Genomic DNA, 13,430 nt, shown 5'->3' with positions numbered 1-13,430 from the left:
TTTTTAAAAATATTTAAACATATGTAAGCGAAGTGTTTTGGTGGGGTGCTTGCGAAAGCAGTATAAGATGAAAAAAGCGCAAAATTACAAATACTGTCGATTAAGGTGAGCTGAAGCTATTCTCAAAGAAAGCGAGTTAATAAAACGTTATATTAGCATAAAAGAAGCCAGTAAATGCATTTGTGACAACACATTTACTGGCTATGATGCTTCAGTTGTGATTTCCCAGATTTTATAATTTTAGCGTTGATGTTATAGGTCTGTAATCCTAGGATGAATAATTTAGTCACTTCAATGATGTTAGCTTTTGTCTTGTAACATAATATGAAAGTGAACGCCTTGCGCTGTTGGTTGTAATTGTATTGTTCCATGGTGATAGTTGACGGCATCATTGATGATGGATAAACCGAAGCCATGGCTTTCGCGATCTTTCTTAGTTGTATATGTTTCCTGAACTAATGATTTAAAATCAGTATGTGGCAGTCCAATACCATCATCTAAATAATCGATAATGAGCTGTGTACCGTATACCTTCAACTGGATTTGAATATGTGGATTCTCATTATTATGTTCAAGACTATTATTGATTAAATTAATCATTAGACGTTCAAAATAAAGCTTATTGCCATAAAATGTCTTGTGTGATGCTGTGTGAAAGTATACGTCTATATTGTCATAGCCAATCACATTAATCACTTTATTCATCGTTGATTCAACGGGGAAAAGCTCTTTACTATACTGTATCTGGTTGGTTTCAATATCAAATGTTTGATTCAAACTTTCTAACAGTTCAGTCATAAATGAGGCTTTTTGTGTAATTAAATTTACATATTGTTGTGTTTCACTATCGGCATGTATTAATTTCGCATAACCATAAATGGTTGTTAAAGGTGATTTTAAATCATGGGAGACTTGGCTAATCCATTTAGATTTATAATAAGTCATTTGATTATGATAAAATTTATCATTTAATAATTGTTGTGTTAGATCTGACAAACTGTGATGTAATTCTGGATAAGTATTAATAAAACGCTTCAACTTACTTTTTGTGGTAGGTTGGTACAATTTACCATGTGCTAGATGGTTAATCCAATGAATATAATAAGACATTGGTTTTGTTACACGCTTTGTTACAAAGAATGTAGCAATAACAATTAATACAATACTGAGTAACACATAAATCATTAAAACAGTTAAATAGAACTTTCCACTATTTTCAAATCCTTTGCCCAATTCATCATCATCTAATATAGGTTTAGGGTTGGGATTCTTAATAAAGCTAAGATGATGCTGATTTAATTTATAGTCCCATTTATTATAATCTTGAGTAACAATGCTCTCTAATAGTTGATCTGTCTTAATTTGACGTGCATTGTTAACACGAGTTGTTGATTGATTTGGATAAAAATAGACCATATACGTGCCTTTCTTATTTGATACAGCATGTGCATAACGCAAATTTTTAAGAATTCGAGACTTCAAGTTTTGTCCTTTTTTTGTATGAGGATATAGTATATTTCCCGCAGTATCCGTAAAATAAAGCGAAACGTTGTGTTCGGCTGCCAAATCCTTTATATGTTGATTGGGTTCTTTGACAATATCATTTGCAATTAAATAATCAGGATCAATAGTATTGATATCACTATATATGCGGTCATAAGTTTCAATTAACAAATATACTACGAATACGACACCTAAAATAATATTCGCAAGCATAAATAATGTCATATATTTTGAAAATTTAAAATTAAAACGTTTATTCATAGGCATCTTCCTTATAAATATAACCTTTACCGCGTACGGTTTGAATAAAGGTAGGTTGATTAGGTTGGCGTTCTATCTTTTTACGTAATGTCCGAATGTGAACCATTAAAGTATTATCATCTACACCGGTATCATAGCCCCAGACATGCTCATATAATTGCTGTTTTGTCAGTACTTGATTTTTATGACGGATAAAATAAATAAGCAAATCATATTCGCGGGCAGTTAATGGTACAGAATGTCCATTTACTTGGACATCCATGCTGTTAAAGTCGATATCTAAATAATCATAGTGGTAAGTTGTGCAGGCATCTGAATGAAGATGTAATGAAACCCGATAATACAGCTCCATTGGATCAAAGGGTTTTTTAATGTAATCTACGGCTCCTTTTTCAAAGCCTTTATATACATCCAAATTGGTATCTTTGGCTGTAACTACGATAACATTAGTCACCGATAAATCAATATATTTGAGCAATTGGTAGCCATCCTCAGCGTGTAAATTTAAATCTAGTAATACAACTTGAAAGTTAAAGTCATGCAGTAAGGTCTTTGCATGGTCAATGTCATAAGCCACTTTTATTTGTTTAATTCCTTTAGTCGTAAGGGACAATTTCATCAGTTCATTAATATCTTTATCATCTTCAACAATTAGGACATCTATTGTCATATATAACACCTCACACTCTATCATATTAAACTTTAGCTAATTAAACTATATGCTTTTTACATATTTAAGGAAGAATTAAGCTGATAATAAATTGAAGTTAAAGTATCTTGATTATACTAAAGTTATTATTAAGCTTATTAGAAAAGGGGATATATAAATGAAAATAGTAGCTTATACTTCTGGTTTTATTGCTACGGTGTTATTTCTATTTAATATTTTACGCTTTGTCTTTGCATGGTTTGAAGCACGCTTTCATTTAAACTTTGGTATTGATTTATTATTACACAATTCATATGTCATCTATGGTGCGTTAATCGGTTTTGCGATTGCCATGATTACCATGACCATCACGGAGGACTATTTAGATGAGTCTGATCGTATATAAATGGGAGTTATATACAAAAAAGAATAATTTATTATATAATGAAACAGTTACGACATAAACAGTGTTAGACGTAGCTGTTTTTTTATTATGCAATACAAAATGAATGATAGAAAGGAGAGAAACAAAGTGTCAGTCATGCGTGTTGCAACATTTATTCTTAGTGTTTTTATTGTTGGAATGGTAGAAATGATGGTTGCGGGAATCATGAATCTAATGAGTGCTGATTTGCATGTGTCTGAAGCGGTTGTCGGGCAATTGGTCACGCTATATGCATTGACGTTTGCTATTTGTGGACCTATATTAGTTAAATTAACTCATCGCTTTAGTGCAAGATCGGTACTGTTATGGACGTTGCTTATATTCATTATAGGTAATGCTATGATTGCTTTGGCGCCTAATTTCACTATACTCGTTATAGGTCGCATCCTATCATCTGCTGCTGCTTCGCTTATTATTGTAAAAGTGTTAGCCTTAACCGCCATGTTAACCCTTCCTAAAAATCGCGGGAAAATGATTGGCGTTGTATACTCTGGATTTAGTGCGGCTAATGTTTTCGGTGTGCCACTTGGAACCATGATTGGGGATATAGTAGGTTGGCGTTACACCTTTCTATTTATTATTGTCGTTAGTGTGCTAGCAGGTATATTGATGCTGTACTACTTACCACATCAAAGAGAACTTCAACAGGTGGCTGGTACAGAGCAGTCAAATGGTACAGAAGCATCTGATGTGCCTTCAAAAATTATTAGACCGCAAGAAGTCGTCAAATTTATCACAATTACCTTTTTAATACTTGTGGCAAATTCAGCCACATTTGTTTATATTAATCCCTTGATATTATCACATGATTATACATTGCGCTTTGTCTCTGTTGCATTACTAATGAACGGTGTCGCTGGTGTTATAGGCACTTCACTCGGTGGAGTATTTGCAGATAAATGGACAAGTAAGCGCTGGCTTACGATATCAATCGCAGTCTTTGTTGTTATGATGGTGCTATTGAATATAATATTACCTTATGCAGCTTTATTATTAATCGGTATTTTTGTATGGAATATTATGCAATGGAGCACTAATCCCGCTATTCAAAGTGGTTTGATTGAGCAAGTTGAAGGGGATACAAGCCAGGTTATGAGTTGGAATATGTCAGCATTGAACGCAGGTATTGGTATAGGAGGAATGATTGGCGGCTTAGTTGTATCCCAATGGGAGGTCTCATTTTTACCCTATGTCAGTGCTGCGATAGGACTTGCTGGACTTATCATTACTTTAGCTTTACGCAATCATTATATTAATAATTAGCAGTAAAAGTCTCAGACATCATTATGTTTTAGGATATGGACTCTAAATTGGTAGTAGTTGGCTGGATTGAAAATATGTGTATACCAAGCTTTTTCAATCTTGGTCAACCTTGCCGGGGCGGGACAGCGAATTCATAATGAATGCTGTCCCGCTCCTTTACTTATATACATATGGTTGCTGGTGTGTTGCAGAATAAGGTTGCCAATGACATGTTCCTGTGCGAGCAAATTGCGCTAAATCACGTATCATTTGCCTGCTTAGTCGTCGGGCATGCGTTAATTGTGATACTTGGTGTGCAGCTAAGATGTCCATTTTACCGAACCAAAAGATAACATCTAAAATATGATACGCACTTCCGTAGTCATGATGAAGTGGTATGCACCAATCAAAACGTGCTAACCATGCCTGGTTAGTTGTGCTGAAATGCTTTAAAAAATGCAATGCAGGTGCTAAAAAATAAGAATATGTAATGATTTGTGACTGTTGTACTGCACTTTGCACGTCATGTGGCTTAACATATATATCATATAAGGCCATCACTTCTGTAAAGCGTCTAGGCGTGAGCTTATGTTCTTCGCCAGTAATATAAATATCTCCTTCATCATGTGTGATGCATACGAGCATAGGTTTACGATTATTTTGGAGAGGTAGAGACATGTCACTTGTAGCTATTGGTGCGTAAATTAGTTCTAATCCTTTCGATTTACCACGCGCTTGTTCATCGTCATCCATAAGCTGTAATAGCTGGGAAGAATGTAATAACGTAATATCATGATGACCATAGCGCTGTTCCATTAATTGTTCAAAATGTCTTGCTTTCGTCGTTCCTACATCAGCACTGTCTAATTTGAGCGTACCACTTAATAAGATGACTTGTTTAAAGTAGGTAACTGCGTGAGGCATTTGCATTAATGCCATAATAGACATACTGCCTGCAGATTGTCCCATTAAAGTCACATTATTTGTGTCTCCGCCAAAAGAGTCAATAAATGTATGCACCCATTTTAATGCGGCGAGTTGATCAGATAAACCGTTATTTTTATCATAATTTGAATTAAAATAGGACCAATCTAAATAACCTAAGGCGCCCAAGCGATAATTAAAGGTCACTACGATGACATCTTCTTGCGCTACGATATGTTCTGGTGTATAGAGTTCAGCAGTGCCATGTCCGTTGATAAATCCACCACCGTAAAAGTAAATAATTACTGGCTTAAGGTAATTGTCATTAGCTTGACGCCAAATGTTTAAATATAAACAATCTTCATCTTGAACAAAAGATCTAGGTGTCGAAGAAAAAAAGGTTTCAAGCTTATTTTGTGGTTGGGGTGGGATGGCTTGAACACGCATTGCTTGATATGGGGAGGACCATGATGTCTTAAGTTGTGCATGCTTAAAACGCATTGATCCGATTGGCGCATGCGCGTAAGGAATACCAAGAAAGCAATCTATCCCATCACTTGTTGTACCTTCAATAGCGCCGCCAGCTGTTTTGACGATGACCATGACTATACACGCTCCTAATATGATACTTACTGTTACTATAACATATCCTATAGTTGCAATTGCTCTGGTGTCAGGCTAATATGAACTTAAATTGATAAAAATAAAGAAAGGGGCGAAGTGATGGATAAAAAGCAGACCAACGCACAAGTTGAAGCGTTTTTGCGCAAAGATAGCCAATGGCAATCGGCATATCAATATTTAAGAACACTTATTTTTAATGAAACAGAATTAGAAGAACAGTATAAATGGATGCACCTATGTTACACATTAAATAATAAAAATGTCGTGCTCATTCACGGGTTTAAACACTATGTAGCATTATTATTTCATAAAGGCGCTTTACTCGAAGATCAATATGGTACATTGGTACAACAAACAGAAAAGGTCCAAGCAGCGAGACAGCTACGCTTTACTTCTTTAAAGGAAATAGAACAACGTCGTGATGAGATTCTATACTATGTTAAACAAGCAATCCAGGTTGAACAGCAAGGTAAAACAGTGACGTTGAAAGAGACTGCAGACTATGAGATGCCTGAAGAATTAGCCTCTAAATTTGATGAGATGCCCGAATTAAAGACGGCATTTGAAAGTTTAACACCAGGTCGTCAACGCCAATATATGTACTATATTGGTCAAGCAAAACGTAGTCAAACTCGTCATAATAGAGTGGAAAAATATGTGAATCATATATTAGATGGTAAAGGCATGATGGATTAGTAAATATATTAGAAAGAAGATAGACAGTGAAGTTGAGATTTCTAATTGGTTGAACAACAAATTATGAGGGCAGTAAACAAGCTTAATTTGAAAAAAGCTTATAGGAAAAGACGGTTGAATATGCCATTCAACCGTCTTTTCCTATAAAATAAATACATTAGTATTATTTTTGGTCGCCATTTAATTTTACTAATATTTTAGCTTGTGATTTATCATTTACAAGTTGTTCGAAACCTGATTCAACAATGTCTTGTAATTCGATTTCATCCGTTACGACTGATTTAACATCCAAGCTACCGTTAGCGATTAAGTCAACGGTTTGTTGGAATGTCGTTGGTGTATAAGCAATAGTTGAAGTTAATTTCACTCCAGAGTTTGTTAATAACATTGGATCAAATTCAACTGGGTGCGCAAAGATAGAGACAATGACTACTGTCCCACGTGGGCGAGTGACTTCAACAGATTGTTGTAACGTAACGCCGACGCCAGCAACTTCAAAAGTGACATCAACACCGTTGTCAGTGTGTTCGTTGATGTATTCAACAGGATTAACTTTACCAGAATTAACGACGTGAGTTGCACCTACTTCTTTAGCTTTAGCTAAGCGTTCTTCAGATAAATCAAAGACATAGATTTTACTTGCGCCAGCTGCTTTAGCAGCGACAACTGTTAATAATCCAATTGGACCAGCACCAAAGACAGCTACTTTATCACCAAATAATAAGTTGCCTTCTTTGACAGCTTGTACTGCAACGGCTGTTGGTTCAACTAAAGCACCTTCTCTAGCTGAAACATTGTCAGGTAATGCGTAAACATTTTCTTCTGGTGCATTTGTAAACTCAGCAAATCCACCATCAGATCCCAACCCAATAAATGAATAACCATCATAAAGATCGATATTTTCTTCTTTTTCATGTCGAGACACGGTAGGGTTCACAACAACACGATCCCCTTTTTTGTATTTAGTTACGTCTTTACCTACTTCTTCAACTACGCCTGAAAATTCATGGCCTAACGTCACTGGTGCAGTTTGACCTAATAAAGGGTCAGGTTGTTCTGTAGAAATAAAGACAGGACCTTCTAAATACTCGTGTAAGTCCGTACCACAAATCCCCGTCCATGATACTTTAACCTTCACTTCATTATCTTTTAATACTTTTGGTTCACGATCTTCCACGCGAACATCTTTTTGACCATACCATACTGCTGCTTTCATAATTAGACATCTCCTCAATTTTGAATCCTTAGTATACATATAGAGTAATACTAATTTATGAAATATTCAAACTATTTTGGCGAATAATAATAAATTTATATTTTATCTAAGCTGGAGCAAATTTTTTTCACAAAGTGGGCAAACTCTATAAAAATTTAATTTTTCGCAAGTTTAATATGTTTATTTTTAATAATTAGGGTATATGTATGAAGTAACCATAAAAATATATGCGAAGAAAATGGATTAACAATCACAATTAAATGAGATTTAAAGTAAAAGCCGTCATGCGCTTGTTAACTTATTACTATATTTGTTAAACCAAGGGAATGACGGTTTTTATAATGTTAATCATTTTCTGATATGTATTGAAGAAAGGGAGTACATAGATGTTAAGTATTAAAAATTTAACAAAGATATACTCAGGTAACAAAAAGGCAGTAGATCGCATATCTTTGGATATAGAGTCAGGGGAATTTATTGCATTTATTGGTACCAGTGGAAGTGGTAAGACGACAGCGTTAAGAATGATTAATCGTATGATTGAACCAACAGAAGGACAAATTACTATTAATGGTAAAAATATTGGGGATATGAATCCGGTTGAATTGCGACGAAGTATTGGTTATGTCATCCAACAAATTGGATTAATGCCACATATGACAATTCGAGAAAATATTGTATTAGTACCTAAACTATTAAAATGGTCAAAAGAGAAAAAGGATGCTAGAGCGAAAGAATTGATTAAGTTGGTTGACTTGCCAGAGGATTATTTAAATCGTTATCCAGCAGAACTCTCAGGTGGTCAACAGCAACGTATTGGGGTGGTACGTGCATTAGCAGCAGATCAAGATGTTATCTTAATGGATGAACCATTTGGTGCACTAGATCCAATTACACGTGATACATTGCAAGATTTAGTAAAAACGTTACAACAAAAATTAGGTAAAACCTTTATTTTTGTAACGCATGATATGGATGAAGCGATTAAATTAGCAGACCGCATTTGTATTATGTCAAAAGGAAAGATTGTTCAATTTGATACGCCAGATAATATTTTAAGACATCCTGCTAATGATTTTGTTGTTGATTTTATTGGTCAAAATAGATTGATCCAAGATAGACCAAATATGAAAACTGTAGAAGGTGCAATGATTACACCTGTGACGGTGCACGCAGATGATTCGCTTAATGATGCAGTTAATATTATGAGAGAACGTCGTGTTGATACCATATTTGTTGTGAATAATCAAAATCGACTATTGGGCTTTTTAGATATTGAAGATATTAATCAAGGTTTACGTAGAGGTGAAGAATTAATTGATATGATGCAGCGTGATGTTTATAAAGTACATATCAATACGAAATTACAAGATTCTGTGCGTACCATTTTAAAGCGAAATGTACGTAATGTGCCAGTTGTCGATGATGATAATACTTTAATAGGACTTATCACACGCGCAAACCTTGTAGACATTGTTTATGATTCATTATGGGGAGACGAAAATGATGACGCCGCCCCATTGGACAGTGATAACAAAGATAAACAGTCAACATCACAACAAGATGCACCACCTCGAGAACAAGATGTAATGAATGGTTTAGACCATAAAACAAACGAAATGGGAGATGATCGTTAATGCGTGAATTTCTCCAAGAATATGGAAGTCAACTCGTATCAAAGACAATTGAACACTTCCAAATATCAATTATTGCATTACTATTAGCCATTGTGATAGCAGTTCCGCTTGGAATTTTATTATCTAAAACTAAAAAAACAGCAAATATCGTATTAACGATTGCAGGGGTGCTTCAAACCATTCCAACACTTGCGATTTTGGCGTTAATGATTCCTATTTTTGGTGTGGGTAAAACGCCTGCCATTGTGGCATTATTCGTATATGTATTACTACCTATATTAAACAATACCATTCTCGGTGTGAAAAATATTGATAAAAATGTTATTCAAGCCGGTACAAGCATGGGAATGACTAGACTTCAACTTATGAAAGACGTTCAACTCCCGCTTGCATTGCCAATGATTATTAGTGGCATACGCTTATCAAGCGTGTATGTAATTAGTTGGGCAACATTAGCAAGTTATGTCGGCGCTGGTGGTTTAGGTGATTTAGTATTTAATGGGTTAAATTTATACCAACCACCAATGATTATTACTGCTGCGATACTTGTTACAGCAATAGCACTTATTGTTGATTTCTTATTATCATTAGTTGAAAAATGGGTCGTCCCAAAAGGCTTAAAAGTATCTAGATAATAGAGGGAGGAAGAACATTATAATGAATAAAGTGAAAACAAGCTTAATCATCATGGTCCTATCTCTACTCGTGTTATCTGGATGTAGTTTACCAGGCCTTGGTGATGGCAATTCAAAAGATGATGTCAAAATTACAACAACCGAAACAAGTGAAACAAAAATTATGGGCTACATTGAAAAATATATGATTGAACATGAGACCAAAGGTAAAATCAAACCAACAATTATTGGTAATCTTGGTTCAAGTATTATTCAACATAACGCCTTACAACGTGGGGATGTCAATATGTCAGCCGTGCGATATACAGGGACAGAATTAACAAGTGTCCTTGCTGCACCACCAACGAAAGATACAGACAAAGCAATGTCTGAATCACAACGCTTATTTAAAAAGAAATTTAATCAGAAATATTATAATTCATTTGGCTTTGAAAATACCTATGCATTTATGGTGACCAAAGAAGTTGCCGACAAATACCATTTAAAGAAAGTATCGGACTTAAAGAAATACAAAGATGAGCTGCGTTTAGGGATGGATACCCAATGGATGAATCGCCAAGGTGATGGTTATCCAGCATTCCAAAAAGACTACGGCTTCAAATTTGATAGTGCACGACCAATGCAGATTGGTTTAGTATATGATGCTTTAAAGAACAAAAAATTAGATGTTGCCGTAGGTTATTCAACAGATGGACGTATTGCCGCATATAACTTAAAAGTTTTAAAAGATGATCGCAAATTTTTCCCACCGTATGATGGTAGTCCATTAGCAACCGAAAAATTAATTAAAGATCATCCAGAGATAGATAAAGCATTGAAAAAATTAGAAGGTACCGTCACTACTAAAGAGATGCAGAAATTAAATTACAAAGCGGATGGTCAAGGTAAAGAACCAGCAGTCATAGCCAAAGAATTTCTAGAAAAACATCATTTCTTTGATGATAAGAAAGAAGGTAGTAAATAATGGATGGTAATTTATTACAACAATTAGCACACTACTATTCGACCAATTTCGGCTATTTAATGGGATTATTCTTTAAACATTTACTAATGTCTGTGTATGGCGTGCTATTTGCAAGTATTGTGGGTATCCCTATTGGTATTTTTATTGCTAGATTTAAAAAATTAGCTTGGCCTGTGATTACGATTGCCAACGTGATTCAAACGGTTCCAGCTATCGCTATGTTAGCCATTTTAATGTTAGCATTAGGTCTTGGACCAACCACCGTTGTAGTGACCGTATTTTTGTATGGGCTATTACCAATTATAAAAAATACGTATACGGGAATTGTCGAAGTTGATGCCAATATTAAAGATGCAGGTAAAGGAATGGGAATGACAAGTAACCAAGTATTACGTATGATTGAACTACCATTATCCTTATCCGTGATTATCGGTGGGATACGGATTGCACTTGTTGTTGCGGTTGGTATCGTAGCTATTGGTTCGTTTATTGGAGCACCAACATTGGGTGATATTATCATACGTGGTACAAACTCAACAGACGGTACAGCCTTTATTCTTGCCGGAGCGATACCAATTGCGCTCATTGCCATTTTAATCGATATTGGACTGAGAATGTTAGAACGCAAGCTTGATCCAACACAAAAGAAAAAAGGTCCACAACCTCAAACAATTAATTAAAAATACACCAGCCAGCAAATATATCAATTTGTTGGCTGGTTTTTTGTATAGCTGTGACTGATAAATTTTACAAAGGAGTCAAAAATTAAAAAAAGGAAAATAAGGTTTAAAAACAAATATTGATATATACATTTTCACAATATTTAGATAGAATAAACATATGTAAATAATCTATTATTATTCTATAATAATTCTAATTTAACAATTGTTTAGTCATCTTACGAACTTTTATTCAAATAGAGTGAAACTTTTAAGAATAAGACATAGCAATGATTAATATAACTTTAATTGTTGAAAGGTGGAATATTAATGAGTGAAATTAAAAGCGATATGAGTAAAACATATTAATTTTCATTAGCTATTTTTAACCAAAAGATAAAAATAAAGATGTCGGTTATTAGACACTATTGTTTCAATAAAATGGAAGTGATTAACGTGCTATGTGAATCAAAAATTATAAATAAAAATCCCAAATATCGAATTATAAAATACAAAGATGATTATCTCATGGTTGATATAGTTAGTCACTGGTTTACATTTCTATTTCCAATGATTAATTGGTTTATCCCAAAAAGATATGCCAAATTGAGTGAAGAAGAATATAACAATTTAAATATCGTGAAACCAGTTAAAAATAGCGGGGCAAGTATAGGCGTTGGACTAGCAATTTTAATCAGTGTCCTATTAAGGAAGTATGTCTTTATATTTGATGTTCAGGTGCAACAAAGTATAGCTGTTATAAGTTGCGTCATTGCATTTTTAGGTGTATTTATCTTTTTCTTATATATCAATAAAAAAGTAACGCTAGATATATATAAGAGAAATAAAACTCATTCAAAAATTATACTCATACCCACATTAAAAAGTATTGGTTATACATTAGCTTCCTATATTTTATATGGTGGTTTTGCATTTGTGATTTTTTACGGGTTAGCCGTAGAAAACTTATATAATGTATTTATATTTATTTTATGGGTGATATGGATTGCAGCGTTCTTTTTTTTCAATATGTTTGCGATTATAGATAAAAAAGTACATATCATATTAAAAAGATAAAGTATAGAATGTCACATCTAAATAGTTAATAGTTTCTGAGAGATAGTATCATTCCAATGAAATGGAAGTGGTAATTATGCTATGTGAATCAAAAATTATAAGGATGAATCCTAAATATCGAATTATAAAATACAATAATGACTATTTCATGGTTGATACGATTAGTCATTGGATCACGTTTTTATTTCCAATGATTAATTGGTTTATCCCAAAAAGATACGCCAAATTGAGTGAAGAAGAATATAACAATTTAGATATCGTGAAACCTGTTAAAAATAGTGGGGCAAGTATAGGTGCTGGACTAGCAATTTTGATTAGTGCACTTTTGCGTAATTACGTCAATATTTTTAATATTCAAATACAAAAAAGTGTTGCTGTATTGAGTTGTGTTATTGGATTTTTAGGTGTATTTATCTTTTTCTTATACATCAATAAAAAAGTAACGCTAGATATATATAAGAGAAATAAAACTCATTCAAAAATTATACTCATACCAACATTTAAAAATTTTGGGTTCACAATATTTTTTTATATTTTATTCGGTGGGTTTTCATGGATGACTTTCTATGGTCTAGTAATAGAAAACTTATATAATATATTTATTTTTATTGTATGGATAGGCATGATATCGGGTTTCTTTTTTTTCAATATGTTTGCGATTATGGATAAAAAAGTACATATCATTTTAAAAAATAAAGTATAGAAAGTCACATCAAAATAGTTAATAGTTTCTGAGAGATAGTATCATTCCAATGAAATGGAAGTGGTAAACGTGCTATGTGAATCAAAAATTATAAATATGAATCCAAAATATCGAATTATAAAATACAATGATGACTATCTCATGGTTGATACCATCAGTCACTGGATTACATTTCTATTTCCAATGATTAATTGT

General features: G+C 33.8%; 14 protein-coding genes. 10 read left to right on the top strand and 4 right to left on the bottom strand.

The genetic code is table 11. The annotated features are described in order from the left end of the window. Positions 1 to 300: 300 nt before the first annotated feature. Both CD041_RS08390 and CD041_RS08385 read right to left on the bottom strand, forming a co-directional pair. Complete coding sequence (locus tag CD041_RS08390; RefSeq protein ID WP_070648229.1) at positions 301 to 1,764, bottom strand: HAMP domain-containing histidine kinase; 1,464 nt, start codon at positions 1,762 to 1,764, stop codon at positions 301 to 303. After that, the gene (locus tag CD041_RS08385) at positions 1,757 to 2,434 is read right to left on the bottom strand and encodes a response regulator transcription factor (RefSeq protein ID WP_002478666.1); all 678 of its coding nucleotides are present in this window, start codon (positions 2,432 to 2,434) and stop codon (positions 1,757 to 1,759) included. Before CD041_RS08385 ends, CD041_RS08390 begins: the two co-directional genes overlap by 8 nt. A 157-nt stretch (positions 2,435 to 2,591) precedes the next feature. Here CD041_RS08385 and CD041_RS08380 point away from each other — a divergent pair, with 157 nt between their 5' ends. Together CD041_RS08380 and CD041_RS08375 are read left to right on the top strand one after the other, a co-directional pair. Then, the gene (locus CD041_RS08380) at positions 2,592 to 2,819 is read left to right on the top strand and encodes a hypothetical protein (protein WP_002460355.1); all 228 of its coding nucleotides are present in this window, start codon (positions 2,592 to 2,594) and stop codon (positions 2,817 to 2,819) included. Positions 2,820 to 2,945: 126 nt separating this feature from the next. Further along, entirely contained in the window at positions 2,946 to 4,121 is a 1,176-nt protein-coding gene (locus CD041_RS08375; protein WP_002492478.1) for an MFS transporter, read from the top strand. Positions 4,122 to 4,277: 156 nt separating this feature from the next. Here the strand turns inward: CD041_RS08375 and CD041_RS08370 are convergent, their stop codons facing one another. Continuing rightward, positions 4,278 to 5,627 (bottom strand): carboxylesterase family protein, encoded by a 1,350-nt coding sequence (locus CD041_RS08370; RefSeq protein WP_070648230.1) that lies wholly within the window; start codon positions 5,625 to 5,627, stop codon positions 4,278 to 4,280. A 120-nt stretch (positions 5,628 to 5,747) separates the two neighbouring features. Between CD041_RS08370 and CD041_RS08365 the strand changes: the two genes are divergently transcribed. Next, complete coding sequence (locus CD041_RS08365) at positions 5,748 to 6,344, top strand: YdeI/OmpD-associated family protein (protein WP_070648231.1); 597 nt, start codon at positions 5,748 to 5,750, stop codon at positions 6,342 to 6,344. Between the two features lie 163 nt (positions 6,345 to 6,507). Here CD041_RS08365 and CD041_RS08360 read toward each other — a convergent pair whose 3' ends face one another. Continuing rightward, on the bottom strand, positions 6,508 to 7,560 hold the full coding sequence (locus CD041_RS08360) for a 2,3-butanediol dehydrogenase (protein ID WP_002492437.1): 1,053 nt from the start codon (positions 7,558 to 7,560) through the stop codon (positions 6,508 to 6,510). 386 nt (positions 7,561 to 7,946) lie between these two features. Between CD041_RS08360 and CD041_RS08355 the strand changes: the two genes are divergently transcribed. The 7 genes from CD041_RS08355 to CD041_RS12310 all read left to right on the top strand — a co-directional run. Next, on the top strand, positions 7,947 to 9,197 hold the full coding sequence (locus CD041_RS08355) for a betaine/proline/choline family ABC transporter ATP-binding protein (RefSeq protein ID WP_070648233.1): 1,251 nt from the start codon (positions 7,947 to 7,949) through the stop codon (positions 9,195 to 9,197). Continuing rightward, on the top strand, positions 9,197 to 9,832 hold the full coding sequence (locus CD041_RS08350; protein ID WP_002460349.1) for an ABC transporter permease: 636 nt from the start codon (positions 9,197 to 9,199) through the stop codon (positions 9,830 to 9,832). The genes CD041_RS08355 and CD041_RS08350 overlap by 1 nt, the downstream gene beginning before the upstream one ends. A 22-nt stretch (positions 9,833 to 9,854) precedes the next feature. Next, entirely contained in the window at positions 9,855 to 10,796 is a 942-nt protein-coding gene (locus tag CD041_RS08345; protein WP_070648234.1) for an osmoprotectant ABC transporter substrate-binding protein, read from the top strand. After that, complete coding sequence (locus tag CD041_RS08340) at positions 10,796 to 11,476, top strand: ABC transporter permease (protein WP_002460346.1); 681 nt, start codon at positions 10,796 to 10,798, stop codon at positions 11,474 to 11,476. The genes CD041_RS08345 and CD041_RS08340 overlap by 1 nt, the downstream gene beginning before the upstream one ends. A 507-nt stretch (positions 11,477 to 11,983) precedes the next feature. Continuing rightward, positions 11,984 to 12,532, top strand: coding sequence for a DUF443 family protein (locus tag CD041_RS08335; RefSeq protein WP_002492549.1), 549 nt, complete (start codon positions 11,984 to 11,986; stop codon positions 12,530 to 12,532). Positions 12,533 to 12,608: 76 nt separating this feature from the next. Beyond that, positions 12,609 to 13,235 carry a DUF443 family protein gene (locus CD041_RS08330; RefSeq protein ID WP_070873930.1) on the top strand — a complete coding sequence of 209 codons (627 nt, stop codon included), beginning with the start codon at positions 12,609 to 12,611 and terminating at the stop codon, positions 13,233 to 13,235. A 54-nt stretch (positions 13,236 to 13,289) separates the two neighbouring features. Continuing rightward, positions 13,290 to 13,430, top strand: a 141-nt coding sequence (locus CD041_RS12310) for a DUF443 family protein (protein ID WP_308446737.1), incomplete at its 3' end; no start/stop codon positions are given.

This window comes from Staphylococcus lugdunensis (assembly GCF_002901705.1).
In the GTDB taxonomy this organism is placed as follows: Bacteria; Bacillota; Bacilli; order Staphylococcales; family Staphylococcaceae; genus Staphylococcus; species Staphylococcus lugdunensis.
Note: the sequence above shows the minus strand (reverse complement) of the source record. Positions and strands in the feature narration are given on the sequence as shown.

Coding starts and splice junctions, on each gene's coding strand:
- CD041_RS08390 (WP_070648229.1), bottom strand. CDS start 1,764: ATGAATAAACGTTTTAATTTTAAATTTTCAAAATATATGACATTATTT.
- CD041_RS08385 (WP_002478666.1), bottom strand. CDS start 2,434: ATGACAATAGATGTCCTAATTGTTGAAGATGATAAAGATATTAATGAA.
- CD041_RS08380 (WP_002460355.1), top strand. CDS start 2,592: ATGAAAATAGTAGCTTATACTTCTGGTTTTATTGCTACGGTGTTATTT.
- CD041_RS08370 (WP_070648230.1), bottom strand. CDS start 5,627: ATGGTCATCGTCAAAACAGCTGGCGGCGCTATTGAAGGTACAACAAGT.
- CD041_RS08365 (WP_070648231.1), top strand. CDS start 5,748: ATGGATAAAAAGCAGACCAACGCACAAGTTGAAGCGTTTTTGCGCAAA.
- CD041_RS08360 (WP_002492437.1), bottom strand. CDS start 7,560: ATGAAAGCAGCAGTATGGTATGGTCAAAAAGATGTTCGCGTGGAAGAT.
- CD041_RS08355 (WP_070648233.1), top strand. CDS start 7,947: ATGTTAAGTATTAAAAATTTAACAAAGATATACTCAGGTAACAAAAAG.
- CD041_RS08350 (WP_002460349.1), top strand. CDS start 9,197: ATGCGTGAATTTCTCCAAGAATATGGAAGTCAACTCGTATCAAAGACA.
- CD041_RS08345 (WP_070648234.1), top strand. CDS start 9,855: ATGAATAAAGTGAAAACAAGCTTAATCATCATGGTCCTATCTCTACTC.
- CD041_RS08340 (WP_002460346.1), top strand. CDS start 10,796: ATGGATGGTAATTTATTACAACAATTAGCACACTACTATTCGACCAAT.
- CD041_RS08335 (WP_002492549.1), top strand. CDS start 11,984: ATGGTTGATATAGTTAGTCACTGGTTTACATTTCTATTTCCAATGATT.
- CD041_RS08330 (WP_070873930.1), top strand. CDS start 12,609: ATGCTATGTGAATCAAAAATTATAAGGATGAATCCTAAATATCGAATT.